The organism is Photobacterium sp. DA100, assembly GCF_029223585.1.
In the GTDB taxonomy this organism is placed as follows: Bacteria; Pseudomonadota; Gammaproteobacteria; order Enterobacterales; family Vibrionaceae; genus Photobacterium.
The window spans coordinates 287,106-304,927 of sequence record NZ_CP119423.1 but is presented as its reverse complement, the minus strand read 5'-3'; the positions used below and the strand labels follow the sequence as shown (position 1 = coordinate 304,927).

The 17,822-nt window shown below is 54.4% G+C and carries 7 protein-coding genes, 1 tRNA gene, 3 rRNA genes and 1 riboswitch; of the genes, 4 read left to right on the top strand and 7 right to left on the bottom strand.

All coding sequences use genetic code 11. The features are described from left to right. Nucleotides 1-122 precede the first annotated feature (122 nt). Both uvrA and PTW35_RS01535 read left to right on the top strand, forming a co-directional pair. Complete coding sequence (gene uvrA, locus PTW35_RS01540; protein ID WP_281026280.1) at nt 123-2,951, top strand: excinuclease ABC subunit UvrA; 2,829 nt, start codon at nt 123-125, stop codon at nt 2,949-2,951. A 104-nt stretch (nt 2,952-3,055) separates the two neighbouring features. Continuing rightward, nucleotides 3,056-4,801, top strand: a complete 1,746-nt coding sequence (locus PTW35_RS01535) for a Wzy polymerase domain-containing protein (protein ID WP_281026279.1) — start codon at nt 3,056-3,058, stop codon at nt 4,799-4,801. Nucleotides 4,802-4,862: 61 nt separating this feature from the next. Here the strand turns inward: PTW35_RS01535 and PTW35_RS01530 are convergent, their stop codons facing one another. Next, entirely contained in the window at nt 4,863-5,981 is a 1,119-nt protein-coding gene (locus PTW35_RS01530) for an alanine--glyoxylate aminotransferase family protein (RefSeq protein ID WP_281026278.1), read from the bottom strand. 254 nt (nt 5,982-6,235) lie between these two features. Then, nucleotides 6,236-6,422, top strand: a riboswitch (Lysine riboswitch). 196 nt (nt 6,423-6,618) lie between these two features. Between PTW35_RS01530 and lysC the strand changes: the two genes are divergently transcribed. After that, nucleotides 6,619-7,914: a lysine-sensitive aspartokinase 3 gene (lysC, locus tag PTW35_RS01525; RefSeq protein ID WP_281027413.1), complete on the top strand. Its 1,296-nt coding sequence runs from the start codon at nt 6,619-6,621 to the stop codon at nt 7,912-7,914. A 79-nt stretch (nt 7,915-7,993) separates the two neighbouring features. On the opposite strand, the gene metH is transcribed toward lysC, so the two are convergent. After that, nucleotides 7,994-11,665 (bottom strand): methionine synthase, encoded by a 3,672-nt coding sequence (gene metH, locus PTW35_RS01520; protein WP_281026277.1) that lies wholly within the window; start codon nt 11,663-11,665, stop codon nt 7,994-7,996. A 204-nt stretch (nt 11,666-11,869) separates the two neighbouring features. Here metH and PTW35_RS01515 point away from each other — a divergent pair, with 204 nt between their 5' ends. After that, a complete protein-coding gene (locus tag PTW35_RS01515; protein ID WP_281026276.1) occupies nt 11,870-13,153 on the top strand; it encodes a sodium:proton antiporter in 1,284 nt (427 codons plus the stop codon). Nucleotides 13,154-13,218: 65 nt separating this feature from the next. On the opposite strand, the gene metA is transcribed toward PTW35_RS01515, so the two are convergent. The 5 genes from metA to PTW35_RS01490 all read right to left on the bottom strand — a co-directional run bounded on the left by metA (nt 13,219) and on the right by PTW35_RS01490 (nt 17,732). After that, entirely contained in the window at nt 13,219-14,160 is a 942-nt protein-coding gene (gene metA / locus PTW35_RS01510) for a homoserine O-succinyltransferase (RefSeq protein WP_281026275.1), read from the bottom strand. A gap of 236 nt (nt 14,161-14,396) precedes the next feature. Further along, nucleotides 14,397-14,512: ribosomal RNA gene (gene rrf, locus PTW35_RS01505) — 5S ribosomal RNA — on the bottom strand. A gap of 8 nt (nt 14,513-14,520) precedes the next feature. Further along, nucleotides 14,521-14,596, bottom strand: a tRNA-Thr gene (locus PTW35_RS01500). A 48-nt stretch (nt 14,597-14,644) separates the two neighbouring features. Beyond that, nucleotides 14,645-14,760, bottom strand: a 5S ribosomal RNA gene (gene rrf, locus PTW35_RS01495). An 85-nt stretch (nt 14,761-14,845) separates the two neighbouring features. Then, nucleotides 14,846-17,732 (bottom strand): 23S ribosomal RNA (locus PTW35_RS01490). Nucleotides 17,733-17,822: the final 90 nt, after the last annotated feature.

Here is a 17,822-nt window from a genome sequence, read left to right as displayed (position 1 = left end):
AGCGACACAGAATGGTGCTATTATAACCAGCTCACTGTGTTTTTATACAGCTTTTTCTTTCAAGGCCCTGAGCCCTGTGCAATAATGCCGCAGTCATAAATCAGTCAATAAAGCTCATCGATATGGATAACATTGAAGTCAGGGGTGCCCGTACCCATAACCTCAAGAACATTTCCCTCACGCTGCCTCGGGATCAGCTGATTGTTATCACCGGCCTGTCGGGATCGGGAAAGTCATCCCTGGCTTTCGATACCCTATACGCCGAGGGACAGCGCCGTTATGTCGAGTCACTGTCGGCCTATGCCCGCCAGTTCCTGTCACTGATGGAAAAACCGGATGTTGACCATATCGAGGGGCTATCTCCCGCAATTTCCATCGAGCAGAAATCCACCTCGCACAACCCGCGCTCGACCGTAGGCACCATTACCGAGGTCTACGACTACCTTCGCTTGCTCTACGCCCGTGTCGGTGAGCCGCGCTGTCCGACCCACCATGTTGAGCTGGCTGCGCAAACCGTCAGCCAGATGGTCGACAAAGTACTCGAGCTGCCGGAAGGCAGCAAGATGATGCTGCTGGCACCGATTGTCAAAGAGCGCAAGGGGGAGCACGTCAAGACCCTGGCCAACCTCGCTGCGCAAGGCTATATCCGCGCCCGTATCGATGGCGAAGTGTGTGATCTGTCCGATCCACCGACGCTCGAGCTGCACAAGAAGCACACCATCGAAGTGGTGGTCGATCGCTTCAAGGTCCGCGATGATCTACAGCAGCGCCTGGCGGAATCCTTCGAAACGGCCCTCGAGCTTTCCGGCGGTACCGTGGTTGTCAGCCCGATGACCGACGGTGAGCATGAGGAGATCGTCTTCTCGGCTAACTTTGCCTGCCCGCACTGTGGCTACAGCATGCAGGAGCTCGAGCCTCGCCTGTTCTCCTTCAACAACCCGGCCGGTGCCTGTGGCACCTGTGACGGCTTGGGGGTACAGCAGTTCTTCGATCCGGAGCGGGTGGTACAAAACGGTGAGCTGAGCCTGGCCGGCGGCGCGATCCGCGGCTGGGACAAGCGCAACTTCTACTATTTCCAGATGCTCAAGTCGCTGGCCGAGCATTATGATTTTGATGTCGAGGCCCCGTTCGACAGCCTGCCGAAGAAGGTCCAGAACGTGATCCTCAATGGTTCGGGCAGCACCAATATCGAGTTCAAATACATCAACGACCGGGGGGATATCACGGTCCGCCGCCATCCGTTCGAGGGGATCCTCAACAACATGGAGCGCCGCTACCGCGAAACCGAATCCAACTCGGTACGCGAAGATTTGATCAAGTTCGTCTCGACCAAACCGTGCAGCAGCTGTAACGGCTCCCGCCTGCGCCTCGAGGCCCGCAATGTCTTTATCGCCGATACCACCTTGCCAACCGTGAGCGAGATGAGTATCAGCGAGGCAATGGACTTCTTCCAACAGCTGGCGCTGACCGGACAGAAAGCCAAGATTGCCGAGAAGGTCCTCAAGGAAATCAATGACAGGTTGAGCTTCCTGGTCAATGTCGGCCTCAACTACCTCAACCTGTCGCGCAGTGCCGAAACCCTGTCGGGCGGTGAAGCCCAGCGGATCCGCCTGGCCAGCCAGATCGGTGCCGGCCTGGTGGGCGTGATGTATGTGCTGGACGAGCCGTCAATCGGCCTCCACCAGCGCGATAACGAACGCCTGCTCAAGACCCTGACCCACCTGCGCGATCTCGGCAACACCGTGATTGTGGTCGAGCACGACGAGGACGCCATCCGCACCGCTGACCATGTGATTGATATCGGCCCGGGAGCCGGTGTCCACGGCGGCAATGTGATTGCCGAGGGCAAGCTGGCCGATATCGTTGCCAACGACAACTCGCTGACCGGCCAATACCTCAGCGGCAAGAAATGCATTGCGGTACCGGAGCAGCGGGTGGCCATGGATCCGGAGCGAACCGTCAAGCTGCTGGGCGCGACCGGCAACAACCTGAAAAATGTCGATGTCGAGATCCCTGTCGGCCTGCTGACCTGTATTACCGGGGTATCGGGCTCGGGCAAGTCGACCTTGATCAACGACACCTTCTTCCAGATCGCCCACCACCAGCTCAACGGGGCGACATCGGGCCAGGCTGCGCCATACCGTGAAATTCAGGATCTCGAGCACTTCGACAAGGTCATTGATATCGACCAGAGCCCGATTGGCCGTACGCCACGCTCTAACCCGGCGACCTATACCGGGATCTTCACCCCTATCCGTGAATTGTTTGCCGGCACCCAAGAGTCGCGTTCACGCGGTTACAAACCGGGCCGCTTCAGTTTCAACGTCAAGGGTGGCCGCTGTGAGGCGTGCCAGGGCGATGGGGTTATCAAGGTAGAGATGCACTTCCTGCCGGATGTCTATGTGCCGTGTGATGCCTGTAAGGGCAAGCGCTACAACCGCGAAACACTGGAAGTCCGCTACAAGGGCAAAACCATCGACGAGGTGCTGGAGCTGACGGTCGAAGATGCCCGCGAATTTTTCGATGCGGTACCGGCTATAGCGAGAAAGTTGCAGACCCTGATTGATGTCGGCCTGTCGTACATCCGCCTGGGCCAGGCGGCGACTACGCTGTCGGGCGGTGAAGCCCAGCGGGTCAAACTAGCCCGAGAACTGTCCAAGCGCGACACCGGCAAGACCCTGTATATTCTGGATGAGCCGACCACTGGCCTGCATTTCCACGATATCCAGCAGTTGCTCAATGTCCTGCACCGCCTGCGTGACCACGGCAATACCATTGTGGTGATCGAGCATAACCTCGATGTGATCAAAACCGCTGACTGGATCATCGACCTCGGTCCCGAGGGCGGTAGCGGTGGCGGTGAAATCATTGCAACCGGTACCCCAGAGCAAGTGGCGCAGATCGCAGGTTCGCACACAGCACGCTTCCTCAAGCCTTTGCTGCCAGAGTGAACGCCAGTACAATAGCTCTGGCAACCTAACCGACGACGAGAAACCGGGCTTACCTTCAAGCCCGGTTTTGTTTGATTCAGACAGTGAGATCCAGCGTAACCACCATGACAGTGTTATATGTAAAAGGCACCAACCTTGCCGAGAAAGGGATCAGCAAGCCGATGATAAAGCCCTTCTTGGTGTCACTCGGGATCCTGTTCCTGTTGGCGATGCATTACTTTCAGCATAATCCCGGCGGCTCCGGACTGGAGCTCTCGTTCAATGCCATGAGCTGGATCCCGTTCAGCTTCGCTATTGCCTTCGGCCTGCTGGAAATCTGCCGCCAACGGATATGGCGCTATTCGCGGCTGACCATTGTCCTGACGATATGCTGCGTCCTGCTCACCCTGCCCATGTTCTACCCCAACGCGGACATCGGCCAGAGCTTGCCACGGCTGCTGGGCCTGTGGGCTGGTTTGCTGTTTTTTGTCGGCTTGCAGCAATTCTCCTTCAACCACAAGCAGCGCCAGCGCATGCTGTGGTTTGTCCTTGCCGCGGTATGGCTTCAAGCCATCCTCGGCTGGGTGCAGTTCATGCTGCTGGAGCCGGGTAACCCGCTGGGCTACGACACGTTGGCCAACCGGCCTTACGGGATTTTCCAGCAGCCCAATGTCATGGCTAGCTTTTTGGCGACCGGCTTAGTGCTGTCCGGCTACCTTCTTGCCCGTATTCCCATGTACCGGGGCAAGTGGAGCTGGCAGCAATGTTTCTTGCTACTGACCCCTGTTATTACCCTGCCATTACTGGTGGTGCTAAGCTCCCGCACCGGCTGGCTCGGTGCCACCGTCGGTACCCTGCTGCTGCTCCCGTACCTGCGCCGCTTTGCCGCCAAAGCCCAGTGGCGGATGTGGCTGCTGATGATTGCGCTCGGGCTTAGCCTGTCATGGCATATCAATAGCACCACGGGGTGGTCGCCTCAGGAGAACCGCCTGAGCTTGGTCAGTGCCCGCGCCATGCATATCCCGCAAGCGGTTAATATGTTCCTCAACCAGCCCTTGACCGGCTACGGCTACGGCACCTTTGAGGTGAGCTACATTACCCAGACTGCAAAATGGCACCATGACAACCCGGACAACCCGGCAGGCATGGCTGCCCTCACCCACCCGCATAATGAGCTGGCACTCTGGGCTGCAGAAGGTGGTATCATTCCACTCCTTGCCCTGTTGGCAGCAGCGGCCGCAGTGTTCCTCAAAATCAAGAAAGCCCGGGAAGGGACACAGCTGGCTCTGATCGGACTGTTTTTCCCGCTGGTCTTGCATAGCCAGCTGGAGTACCCGTTCTACCACTCTCTGGTCCACTGGGTGATCTTCATCTTGTTGATTTACTGGGTCGACAACCTGACGGCCAAGTACTACAAGCAAAACATGCGCTACATCCTGTCGATCCGGGCACTGGTACTGACGCTGCCACTCATCACCACCGGTTTTATGGCGACAACCCTCTACTCCGGCGCCCAGCTGACCCAGTACGAAACCAGCCGCCCCGCCAATGTTGACTATCTGCTGCGGGTCAATAACCCATGGGCGTGGCAGAACCGGTTTGAGTGGGATTTGCATCTTACCCAATTGCAGCTTGGGGTCGCCAGCGACAACCCCGCCCTGATCCAGGAGTACATCAACTGGGCCCAGCAAAAGGCCAAGCGATGGCCACGTCCTGAGCTGTACCAAAACCTGGTCACGGCTTATTACCAGCTGGGGCAACGCAACCGGGCGGAGCAAATCCTGGATGAGGCCCAGTACCTCTATCCTGGCCGTACCTTTTCATCTCCTGGCGCTGAGTCTCCACAGTCGGACAAGCCGGAAATGCCCTGATGCCCAACAAAAAATGGCTACCTCGCGGTAGCCATTTTTCCATGCCGTCACCGAAGGTCGGTTATTTCAGCGTGGTCTCCAGTGCACGTAGGCACAGCGCGACATTTTCACTGCGGGCGGCATACCCCATCAAACCAATACGCCACGCCTTGCCAGCCAGCGCGCCAAGACCGGCGCCAATTTCCAGGTTGTAGCGCTCCAGCAGGGTTTTCCTCACCTCGGCATCATCAATACCGTCAGGAATGTAGACCGCATTGAGCTGCGGCAGGCGGTGGGCTTCATCGACCACGAATTCAATGCCCAGTTGCTCCAGCCCTTCACGCAGCTCCTGGTGGACATCCTTGTGGCGCTGCCACGCATTCTCCAAGCCTTCGTTTTGCAGCAGCACCAAGGCTTCATGCAGTGCATACAGGCTGTTTACCGGCGCGGTATGGTGGTAGCTTCGCTTGCCTTCACCGCTCCAGTACCCCAGCACCAAGCTCTGGTCGAGGAACCAGCTCTGAACCGGTGCCTGCCGGCTCTGGATCTTAGCCACGGCCTTCTCAGAAAAGGTCAACGGCGACAGCCCCGGGACACAGGACAAACATTTCTGGCTGCCGGAATACACCGCATCCAGCTGCCATTCATCCACCAGCAGAGGCACGCCCCCCAGCGATGTGACGGCATCGACGATGGTCAGGCAATCATGGGCTCTGGCCAGCTTGGCAATTGCCTCAGCATCGCTCAGCGCCCCGGTAGAGGTCTCGGCATGGACAAAGGCCACGATCTTCGCATCGGGGTGACTCTCCAGCGCTTGGGCAACCAGGGCTGGATCAACCGGCTCGCCCCAATTGTTATCGACCATGACCGCCACGCCACCGCAGCGCTCGACATTCTCACGCATCCGATCGCCAAATACGCCGTTGCGACAGACAATCACCTTATCACCCGGCTCAACCAAGTTGACAAAACAGGCCTCCATACCGGCACTGCCCGGTGCTGATACGGCAATGGTGAAGGTATTTTGCGTCTGGAAAGCATATTGCAGCAGCTGCTTGAGCTCATCCATCATGCCGATAAACAATGGGTCTAGGTGGCCAATGGTCGGGCGGCTCAGGGCCTGCAGCACCTGCGGGTAGATATCCGATGGGCCCGGTCCCATAAGGGTACGCTGTGGTGGATAGAAGCTGCCAATCGTCATTGTTGTTTTCCTCCCTGGCGGTAAGCGTGACAGTAGATCAGTTATTGTAAGGTACTGATTGACTATATCAGCTATATGCTAATTATGCTTATACCAAATCACCATGACCTCGGGCGGATAGCGTCCACTTCTGTCCGTGACAACTTTTTGCAAATTTTATGCATAATTTACCTCTATCTGATTGACAAAAGGCCAGGAAATCCGGTTCAATATAGAACGTTTTTTGTTCATCCTGAGAAATAGCTTTCTCAGGGGCAGACAGAAGAGGAGCGTTACCCAGGTATCTAGGTTGCGGGGCCCCACCCCGAAGCAGTCTGGAGAGGGGGAGTAACGCCGAGATACGGCATGACAGGGGGCATGGCGTATCGGCTACGAAGGTTGAATCCTTCTGGCTGTCATCTATTCACTATGGTAATGAATAGATGGGGAGCTTCTGGTTGTTGTACCGGTTTACATCTTACCTTACTGCTCTCCTGACTTTTTTGTCGGGACTACCATCCCGAGCCCCCTGATAAATACGTATATACTCTTTATTACTGGGAGACTCGCCGTGAGCTTTGTCGAAAATAACTTTACTGTTCCTCCTCCGATTACTGTAGCGAAATTTGGCGGTACCAGCGTAGCCGATCATGCCGCCATGAGCCGAAGTGCCACGATCATCAAGGAAAATGCTGCTGCCAAAGTAGTTTTGATCAGTGCCTGTTCCGGCGTCACCAACCTGCTAGTTGAACTTGCAAACGGAATTGCCGATAACGAGCAGCGCTCCCTACGGCTACAAAAACTGACCTCTATCCACCAGAACATTATCGACAAGCTGGCCCAGCCAGACACTGTCGCTGGCCACATAGAACAACTCATTAATAACGTGGCAAGCCTCGCCGAGCAAGCCGCCGAATCACCATCGACCAAACTGACCGATCAGTTGGTTGCCCATGGTGAACTATTGTCGACGCACTTATTTACCCAAATTCTCAACGAAATGGGGGCGACTGCCCAGCGTTTCGATATTCGCTCTGTCATGCGTACCGACAGCCAGTACGGCAAAGCCATCCCGGAAATTGATACCATCCGCCAACTGGCCGACTCACAGCTCCAGCCTCTGCTGGAAGGCGATACCATTATTGTTTCTCAAGGCTTCATTGGCTCAAACAGCGACGGGGAAACGACCACCCTCGGCCGCGGTGGCAGCGATTACAGTGCCGCCCTAGTTGCAGAAGCCATCAGCGCAGAAACACTGGAAATCTGGACGGATGTACCGGGCATGTACACCACCGACCCGCGCATCACCGCCAATGCCAAGCCAATCAGCGAGATCAGCTTTAGCGAAGCATCAGAGATGGCAAACTTCGGTGCCAAGATCCTCCACCCGTCGACTCTGCTGCCGGCTGTCCGCCAACAGATCCCGGTCTTTATCGGCTCATCGAAAGCCCCAGAGCAAGGTGGTACCTGGATCCGCCAGCAAGTCAGCGAGCCGCCGAAATTCCGGGCGCTGGCACTGCGCTGCAACCAGACCCTGGTCACCCTGACCAGCCTGAATATGTTCCATGCCTACGGCTTCCTGTCCGAAGTGTTCCGTATTCTGGCCGAGCACAAAATCTCGGTTGATTTGATCACCACCTCGGAAGTCAGTGTATCACTGACCCTGGACCAAACCGATACCGGCGGTGGTGCCCCTAGCCTGCCAGCAGCCGCTATGGAGCAACTGAGCAAACTATGCCGCGTGGAAGTCGAGCAAGATCTGTGTTTAGTTGCCCTCATTGGCAACCAGCTCGGTGATGCCCCGGGTGCCGCAACCCAAGTGTTCAGCCGCCTGGAGCAATACAGCCCGCGCATGATCTGCTTCGGTGCCAGCACCCACAACTTGTGCTTCCTGGTCAAAACCAAAGAGTCGCGTGACGTGGTCAAGGTCTTGCACCAAGGGCTGTTCGAGTAACAGCGGTGTGGATAGACCCCGCAGATAGCAAATAAAAAAGGCGCTCAATGAGCGCCTTTTTTGTTTAGGGTGTCCCCATTTAGCCGTGCAGGTTCGGGCCCAGCCATTTCTCGGCCTCGGCCAGATCCCAGCCTTTGCGATCGGCATAGCTGTCGCGCTGATCGTCCTGGATCTGGGCGATCGCAAAATAGCGCGAGTCCGGGTGGGAGAAATACCAGCCCGATACCGAAGCGCCCGGCCACATCGCATAACTGGTTGTCAGCGACATACCAATCGCCTCTTCAACCTGCAATAGCTCCCACAGCGTGCCTTTTTCGGTATGCTCAGGACACGCCGGATACCCCGGCGCAGGACGGATCCCTTGGTATTTTTCACGGATAAGATCGTCATTCGATAAATTCTCATCCGGCGAATAGCCCCAGATCTCCGTGCGTACCCGCTCATGCAGATACTCGGCAAAGGCTTCTGCCAAACGGTCGGCCACCGCCTGGATCATGATCGCGTTATAGTCATCGCCCGCAGCCTTGTAGGCATCGGCCAACTCACGCTCACCAATCCCGCCGGTTACCGCAAAGGCCCCTATCCAGTCGGCCTTGCCGCTCTCTTTCGGCGCGATATAGTCCGACAAACAATAGTTGAAACCCTTCGGCTTCTCGGTTTGCTGGCGCAGGTTATGCAGTACCTTGGCCACTTCAGTACGCGACTCATCCGTGTACACCTCGATATCATCACCGACACTGTTGGCCGGGAACATGGCGCACATACCACGGGCTTCAAGCAAGCCTTCCTGCTCGACCCTATCAAGCAAGGCGTTGGCATCGTTGAACAAGCGCCGGGCTTCCTCACCCACTTCCTCATGATCAAGAATGGCCGGGTACTTGCCCATCAGCGACCAAGTCATGAAGAAAGGGGTCCAGTCGATATACTCACGCAAGGTCGCCACATCAAAGTTATCAAACACCTGCACACCGGACTTGAGCGGCGCCGGTGGGGTATACGCTTCCCAGTCAATCGCCACCTTGTTAGCCCTTGCCACCTCAAGCGAGACCGGCTGGGTCCTCGGGCGCTTGCGGCTGTGCTGATCACGTACCCTGACATAATCCGCATCCAGTTTTTCAACAAAGGCCGGGCGAAGCTCATCTGACAGCAGCGAGGTGCATACCCCCACCGCACGGGAAGCGTTATTCACATACACCACAGGGTGACTGTAGTTCTGCTCAATCTTCACCGCGGTATGAGCCTTGGACGTCGTGGCCCCGCCAATGAGCAACGGCAGATCAAAGCCTTGGCGCTCCATCTCTTTCGCGACATGGACCATCTCGTCCAGCGAGGGGGTGATAAGGCCAGAGAGGCCGATGATATCGACATTCTCTTCCTTGGCGACCTTGAGGATCTTCTCGCACGGTACCATCACACCCAGATCGATGATCTCGTAGTTATTACACTGCAATACCACGCCGACAATGTTCTTGCCAATGTCGTGGACATCGCCTTTCACCGTTGCCAGCAGGATCTTGCCATTCGACGTACCGGACTGTTTTTCGGCATTGATAAACGGCTCAAGGTGGGCAACCGCCTGCTTCATCACCCGGGCAGATTTCACCACCTGCGGCAAGAACATCTTACCTTCACCGAACAAGTCACCGACCACATTCATACCGTCCATCAGCGGCCCCTCGATCACTTCAAGCGGCTTGGAAGCATTGAGACGGGCTTCCTCGGTATCATCAACGATAAACTCGGTGATGCCTTTCACCAAAGCATGCTCGAGACGCTTTGCAACCGGCCAGCTGCGCCACTCCAGCGCCGCACCGTCATCTTGCTGGCCGACAGTGCTGGTGCGGTACTCTTCGGCGATTTCCAGCAAGCGTTCGGTTGAATCATCGCGGCGGTTGAGGACCACATCCTCTACCGCCTCGCGTAATTTCTCCGGCACGTTGTCGTACACTTCGAGCTGTCCGGCATTGACGATGCCCATGTCCATCCCGCGCTTGAAACAGTGATACAGGAACACGGCATGGATCGCCTCGCGGACATAGTTATTACCCCGGAACGAGAACGACACGTTGGAGACACCACCGGAAATCATCGCATGCGGTAGCTCACGCTTGATATCGCCGACGGCCTCGATGAAATCAACGGCATAGTTGTTGTGTTCTTCGATACCGGTGGCCACAGCAAAGATATTCGGGTCGAAAATAATGTCTTCCGGCGGGAAACCGACTTCATCGACCAAGATACGGTAGGCATTGGTACAGATCTCTACCTTGCGCTCCCGGGTATCTGCCTGACCCACTTCGTCAAACGCCATCACTATCACCGCGGCACCATAGCGGCGGATCAGCTTGGCCTGCTCGACGAATTTCTCTTTGCCTTCCTTGAGCGAGATAGAGTTGACGATCCCCTTGCCCTGGATACATTTAAGGCCCGCCTCGATCACTTCCCACTTCGAGGAGTCGACCATAATCGGTACTTTGGAAATCTCAGGCTCGGAAGCACACAGCTTGAGGAAGCGCACCATACACGCCTCGGCGTCCAGCATCCCTTCATCCATATTGATATCGATGATCTGGGCACCGTTTTCGACCTGCTGGCGGGCGACTTCCAAGGCTTCATCGTACAGCTCTTCTTTGATCAAGCGCTTAAACCGGGCAGAGCCGGTCACGTTGGTCCGCTCACCCACATTGACGAACAGCGTATCCTTTTCAATGGTCAGCGGCTCAAGGCCCGAGAGACGACAAGCGACAGGTAATTCGGGCAAGGTGCGCGGAGCAATGTTTACTACCGCTTCAGCCATCCGGCGAATATGTTCAGGCGTGGTACCACAACAGCCTCCGACCAAATTCAGGAAGCCGCTTTGCGCCCACTCCTTGATATGCACCGCCATTTCCTCTGGCGACAAATCATATTCACCGAAAGCATTCGGCAGGCCGGCATTCGGGTGAGCTGAGACCGCGCACTCGGAGATGCGCGACAACTCCTCGACATATTGGCGCAGCTCATCTGGCCCCAACGCACAGTTAAGGCCAAAGGAAATAGGATTGACATGGCGAAGCGCATTGTAGAACGCTTCGGTTGTCTGGCCCGATAGGGTTCGGCCTGAGGCATCGGTGATGGTACCTGAAATCATCACCGGCAAAGCGTAACCCAACTCTTCAAACACAGTTTCTACTGCGAACGCACAGGCCTTGGCATTGAGCGTATCGAAAATGGTTTCGATAAGGATGATATCCGAGCCGCCCTCGATCAAAGCCCGGGTTGACTCGGCATAAGCCTCTACCAACTGATCGAAGCTGATATTACGAAAGCCGGGATCATTGACATCCGGCGAGATAGAACAGGTACGGTTGGTTGGCCCCAGTACCCCTGCGACAAAACGTGGTTTATCCGGCGTCTTTGCCGTCCACTCATCGGCCACTTGGCGGGCCAGCTTCGCGGCCTCGAGGTTGATCTCGGCACTCAACGCTTCCATCTCGTAATCGGCCATCGCAATGGTCGTTGCGTTGAAGGTATTGGTTTCAAGGATATCGGCCCCCGCCTCTAGATACGAGGCATGGATCTCCTTGATCAATTGCGGTTGTGTCAGTACCAGTAAGTCGTTATTACCTTTGAGGTCCATATGCCAATCGGCAAAACGCTGACCACGGTAATCTTGCTCTTCCAGCTTATAGCCCTGGATCATGGTGCCCATGCCACCATCAATGATCAGGATCTGCTCAGCCAAGCGTTTATTTAGTAAATCCTTGCCCATCAACACCGCTTTACTTCCTTTTCTAATGTCACAGCTAATTCACATCCTACCATAGCAGAAATGGAAATCTAGACGTCTAAAGGGCTTTTCGTTGATTAAATTTTAACTCATTGGAATGAAATTAATGATAGCTATCGGACAATGATAGATTTATATTTTGACACAATTTTCAGCTTTACTTTCAACTATCATCGAGGTCACGGGATGTCAGTTTACAGCACCCTCTGTTTTCTGGCGGCAGCAGCGATGCTGATCGCTTTTATAAACAGCAAAATAGGAAAAATGCAGACCACTATCGCCATCACTGCGGGGGCATTGGTACTATCGCTGGGCATCATCGTTGCCGGGCAAAACGGCTGGTTCCATCTAGAGGACGTTGCCGCTGCCCAGCTTGGCGAAATCAACTTTGAAAATTTCCTACTCAAAGGGATCCTGGGCTTCTTGCTGTTTGCCGGTGGCCTTGGGATCAAACTGCCCCACCTGGAAGACCAAAAATGGGAAATCACCACGCTGGCACTCGCCGCAACCTTGTTCTCGACCTTTTTTATCGGATTTTCCCTATGGGGTATTTGCCAGGCGCTCGGCATCCCGCTTGATCTAATCTACTGCCTGATCTTCGGCTCGCTGATCTCCCCGACCGACCCGATTGCCGTCCTTGCCATTGTCAAAAAACTCGATGCGCCAAAACGCATCTCAACCCAAATTGAGGGCGAATCACTATTCAATGACGGCTTCGGCCTAGTCATTTTCGTTACCCTATTTACCATCGCTTTCGGTAACGAAGCCCCTACCGTTCTTGGCGTCGGCCAGCTATTCCTGCAAGAAGCCATCGGCGGCATTGCCTACGGCTTCGCCCTTGGCCTGATCTTCCACTACCTCATCAGCTCGACCAATGACCACTCGATGGAGCTACTGTTGACCTTGGGTGTCCCAACCGCAGGTTATGTCTTCGCCGACGTTATTCATGTTTCAGGCCCTCTGGCCATGGTGGTATCAGGCATCATGATCGGTAACTGGACACGCTATATTGGCTTTTCCAAAGAAAGTGAAGATCACCTCGATCACTTCTGGGAGCTGGTCGATGAGTTCCTCAACGGCGTACTGTTCCTGTTAATTGGTATGAGTATGCTGCAATTTAGCTTCCACCAAGAAGACTGGATACTGATGGTAATTGCGGTGCCATTGGTTCTACTGAGCCGCTTCCTCAGTATCAAACTCTCTTACGCCGGCTTCCAGCGCTATCGTGACTACAACCCGTTATCCGTCAAGATCCTCACTTGGGGTGGCCTGCGAGGCGGCCTTGCCCTAGCAATGGCAATGGCTATTCCGGCGGGCGTCATGGTGATCCCGGATAAAAACATCGACGTCCGTGAAATCATGCTGGTGATGACCTACTCCGTCGTGGTGTTCTCGATATTGGTCCAGGGCTCAACAATCACTCCGCTCATTCACAAAGCCAAGCTGTGGGAAGCTGAGAACAACGCCTGATAATCGACTGAGGCGGATACAAAAAAGACCTGCATAACGCAGGTCTTTTTTTTCGCCCTTATAGGCTATTCATCCTTGGTGAAATTGGCTTCCGAGAAATGGTCCAAATCATAAGGTGTTTGCTGGTAAACGCAGTAGTTGAGCCAGTTGGAAAATAACAAATGACCATGGCTACGCCAGCTGGCAATCGGCGGGTTATCAGGGTTATTGTCTGGGTAGTAGTTTACCGGTACATTTGGCTCCATGCCCTCACCGACATCGCGTACATATTCATTATGTAAGGTATCGACATCATACTCCGGGTGACCGGTGACAAAGACGTTACGCTTGTCTTTGGTTGCAGCAAGGTAAACGCCAGCTTGCTCTGATGTCGCAAGAATATCGAGATCGGTATGCTCAGCCAGGTACTCCGGCGAGAAGTCCGCATAACGGGAATGCGGCGCCAGGAAAGAGTCATCAAAGCCACGCAGAATAGGGTTGTGGCCATCATGGATCCGGTGCCAATACACGCCGGAGAGTTTCTCCTTACGGGTGCGCTTGGGCAGATCGTACAGCAGTTTCAGTCCAGCCTGGGCTGCCCAGCAAACAAACAAGGTCGAGGTCACATGCTCCTTGGCCCAATTCATGATGGTCTGGATCTCTTCCCAATACAGCACATCCTCAAACTGTACCAGACCTAATGGCGCACCGGTGACGATCAGGCCGTCAAAGTTCCGCTCCTTCACCATCTCGAACTGACGGTAGAAGGTATCGAGGTGTTCTGTCGGCGTATTTCTCGTCGGCCGGTTATCGATGCGGAGCAACTCAACATCGACTTGAAGCGGGCTGTTGGACAACAAGCGCAGGAACTGAGTCTCCGTTTCGATCTTCTTCGGCATCAAATTAAGCAGCAGCACCTTCAAAGGACGGATTTCCTGACTGGATGCACGGGCTTCCGACATCACGAAGATATTCTCACTTCGCAGAATGTCGGTGGCAGGTAATTGGTCAGGGATCTTAATCGGCATTGGTGCTTCTCCTTAAACGTTTTCCCGTCTATTTCCCCTACAGAGATGTTTAGACGTCCAGATATCTAAATAAAACTATAAGAGATCACTCGCAGGTGCAAGCAAAAGAAGATTAAAAGAATGAAAGAGCAGCCTTTATAGCATGAAGAAAACTCATCAAGAGACGACGAGGGCGTGCTATTTTACAAGCGCCAGATATGAAAAAACCCAGCCGTTAGGCTGGGTTTGGAAGAAGTGTTCAGCAATGACCTACTCTCACATGGGGAGGCCCCACACTACCATCGGCGCTACAACGTTTCACTTCTGAGTTCGGCATGGGATCAGGTGGTACCGCTGTGCTATTGTCGCTGAACAAAATCGTGGTGCTAGTACCCAGATTTGAACTGGGGACCTCACCCTTACCAAGGGTGCGCTCTACCAACTGAGCTATACCAGCACGCAATTCTGCGTTGAAACCCGCGTTTGCGAATTTCTAAAATTTAAAGCCTGGCGATGTCCTACTCTCACATGGGGAGGCCCCACACTACCATCGGCGCTATTACGTTTCACTGCTGAGTTCGGCATGGGATCAGGTGGGTCCATAATGCTATGGTCGCCAAGCAAAATTCTTACAATCTTAGAAAGCTGATGTTCTCGCACTACATTCAAGTGCTCATGGAGTCCGTTAAAACCCCTTGGGTGTTGTATGGTTAAGCCTCACGGGCAATTAGTACAGGTTAGCTCAACGCCTCACAACGCTTACACACCCTGCCTATCTACGTCGTAGTCTCCAACAACCCTTCAGGAACCTTATAGGTTCAGGGATGACTCATCTTGAGGCTCGCTTCCCGCTTAGATGCTTTCAGCGGTTATCGATTCCGAACTTAGCTACCGGGCAATGCGTCTGGCGACACAACCCGAACACCAGAGGTTCGTCCACTCCGGTCCTCTCGTACTAGGAGCAGCCCCTCTCAATCATCCAACGCCCACGGCAGATAGGGACCGAACTGTCTCACGACGTTCTAAACCCAGCTCGCGTACCACTTTAAATGGCGAACAGCCATACCCTTGGGACCGACTTCAGCCCCAGGATGTGATGAGCCGACATCGAGGTGCCAAACACCGCCGTCGATATGAACTCTTGGGCGGTATCAGCCTGTTATCCCCGGAGTACCTTTTATCCGTTGAGCGATGGCCCTTCCATACAGAACCACCGGATCACTATGACCTGCTTTCGCACCTGCTCGAACCGTCATTCTCGCAGTCAAGCGGGCTTATGCCATTGCACTAACCTCACGATGTCCGACCGTGATTAGCCCACCTTCGTGCTCCTCCGTTACGCTTTGGGAGGAGACCGCCCCAGTCAAACTACCCACCAGGCACTGTCCGCACCCCGGATAACGGGGCGACGTTAGAACATCAACACTACAAGGGTGGTATTTCAAGGACGGCTCCACCAACACTGGCGTGCTGGTTTCAAAGCCTCCCACCTATCCTACACATGTAGGGTCAATGTTCAGTGCCAAGCTGTAGTAAAGGTTCACGGGGTCTTTCCGTCTAGCCGCGGGTACGCAGCATCTTCACTGCGATTTCAATTTCACTGAGTCTCGGGTGGAGACAGCGTGGCCATCATTACGCCATTCGTGCAGGTCGGAACTTACCCGACAAGGAATTTCGCTACCTTAGGACCGTTATAGTTACGGCCGCCGTTTACCGGGGCTTCGATCAAGAGCTTCGACCGAAGTCTAACCCCATCAATTAACCTTCCGGCACCGGGCAGGCGTCACACCGTATACGTCATCTTTCGATTTTGCACAGTGCTGTGTTTTTAATAAACAGTTGCAGCCACCTGGTATCTGCGACTGCCAGCAGCTCCAAGAGCAAGTCTCTTCACCGCCGGCAGCGTACCTTCTCCCGAAGTTACGGTACCATTTTGCCTAGTTCCTTCACCCGAGTTCTCTCAAGCGCCTTGGTATTCTCTACCCGACCACCTGTGTCGGTTTGGGGTACGATTCCTTACTATCTGAAGCTTAGAGGCTTTTCCCGGAAGCATGGCATCAATGACTTCACCGCCGTAGCGGCTCGACATCGGGTCTCAGCCTTAAGTAATCCCGGATTTGCCTAAGATTACAGCCTACACCCTTGAACCTGGACAACCGTCGCCAGGCCCACCTAGCCTTCTCCGTCCCCCCATCGCAATAGTAAGAAGTACGGGAATATTAACCCGTTTCCCATCGACTACGCCTTTCGGCCTCGCCTTAGGGGTCGACTCACCCTGCCCCGATTAACGTTGGACAGGAACCCTTGGTCTTCCGGCGAGGGAGTTTTTCACTCCCTTTATCGTTACTCATGTCAGCATTCGCACTTCTGATACGTCCAGCACACCTTACGATGCACCTTCAACCGCTTACAGAACGCTCCCCTACCCAATACATAAAATGCATTGCCGCAGCTTCGGTGTATAGCTTAGCCCCGTTAAATCTTCCGCGCAGGCCGACTCGACCAGTGAGCTATTACGCTTTCTTTAAATGATGGCTGCTTCTAAGCCAACATCCTGGCTGTCTGAGCCTTCCCACATCGTTTCCCACTTAGCTATAACTTTGGGACCTTAGCTGGCGGTCTGGGTTGTTTCCCTCTCCACGACGGACGTTAGCACCCGCCGTGTGTCTCCCGGATAGTACTTACTGGTATTCGGAGTTTGCAAAGGGTTGGTAAGTCGGGATGACCCCCTAGCCTTAACAGTGCTCTACCCCCAGTAGTATTCGTCCGAGGCGCTACCTAAATAGCTTTCGGGGAGAACCAGCTATCTCCAGGTTTGATTGGCCTTTCACCCCTAGCCACAAGTCATCCGCTAATTTTTCAACATTAGTCGGTTCGGTCCTCCAGTAAGTGTTACCTCACCTTCAACCTGCCCATGGCTAGATCACCTGGTTTCGGGTCTAATCCTAGCAACTGTACGCCCAGTTAAGACTCGGTTTCCCTACGGCTCCCCTAATCGGTTAACCTTGCTACTAAAATTAAGTCGCTGACCCATTATACAAAAGGTACGCAGTCACCCCGAAGGGCTCCTACTGCTTGTACGTACACGGTTTCAGGTTCTATTTCACTCCCCTCACAGGGGTTCTTTTCGCCTTTCCCTCACGGTACTGGTTCACTATCGGTCAGTCAGGAGTATTTAGCCTTGGAGGATGGTCCCCCCATCTTCAGACAAGATAACACGTGTCCCGTCCTACTCGTTTTCACTGATAATGCGCTACCGGTTACGGGGCTATCACCCTGTATCGCTGTGCTTTCCAGCACATTCACCTGACGCAAAACTAGCTTAAGGGCTAATCCGGGTTCGCTCGCCGCTACTGCCGGAATCTCGGTTGATTTCTCTTCCTCGGGGTACTTAGATGTTTCAGTTCCCCCGGTTCGCCTCGCAACGCTATGTATTCACGTTACGATAACTGCTTATGCAGCTGGGTTTCCCCATTCGGAAATCCAAGAGTATAGTGATTCTTACCATCTTCTCTTGGCTTATCGCAGGTTAGCACGTCCTTCATCGCCTCTGACTGCCCAGGCATCCACCGTGTACGCTTAGTCACTTAACCATACAACCCCAAGAGGTCTTTCGTATGGCTCAACAACCAAGGTTGTTCATCTGAGTATGATGAACTGTGTTTCGCCGGACTCTTACACAA

Excerpts from the sequence above, each read along its gene's own strand:
- uvrA (WP_281026280.1), top strand. The coding sequence starts at position 123 with ATGGATAACATTGAAGTCAGGGGTGCCCGTACCCATAACCTCAAGAAC.
- PTW35_RS01535 (WP_281026279.1), top strand. The coding sequence starts at position 3,056 with ATGACAGTGTTATATGTAAAAGGCACCAACCTTGCCGAGAAAGGGATC.
- PTW35_RS01530 (WP_281026278.1), bottom strand. The coding sequence starts at position 5,981 with ATGACGATTGGCAGCTTCTATCCACCACAGCGTACCCTTATGGGACCG.
- lysC (WP_281027413.1), top strand. The coding sequence starts at position 6,619 with ATGAGCCGAAGTGCCACGATCATCAAGGAAAATGCTGCTGCCAAAGTA.
- metH (WP_281026277.1), bottom strand. The coding sequence starts at position 11,665 with ATGGGCAAGGATTTACTAAATAAACGCTTGGCTGAGCAGATCCTGATC.
- PTW35_RS01515 (WP_281026276.1), top strand. The coding sequence starts at position 11,870 with ATGTCAGTTTACAGCACCCTCTGTTTTCTGGCGGCAGCAGCGATGCTG.
- metA (WP_281026275.1), bottom strand. The coding sequence starts at position 14,160 with ATGCCGATTAAGATCCCTGACCAATTACCTGCCACCGACATTCTGCGA.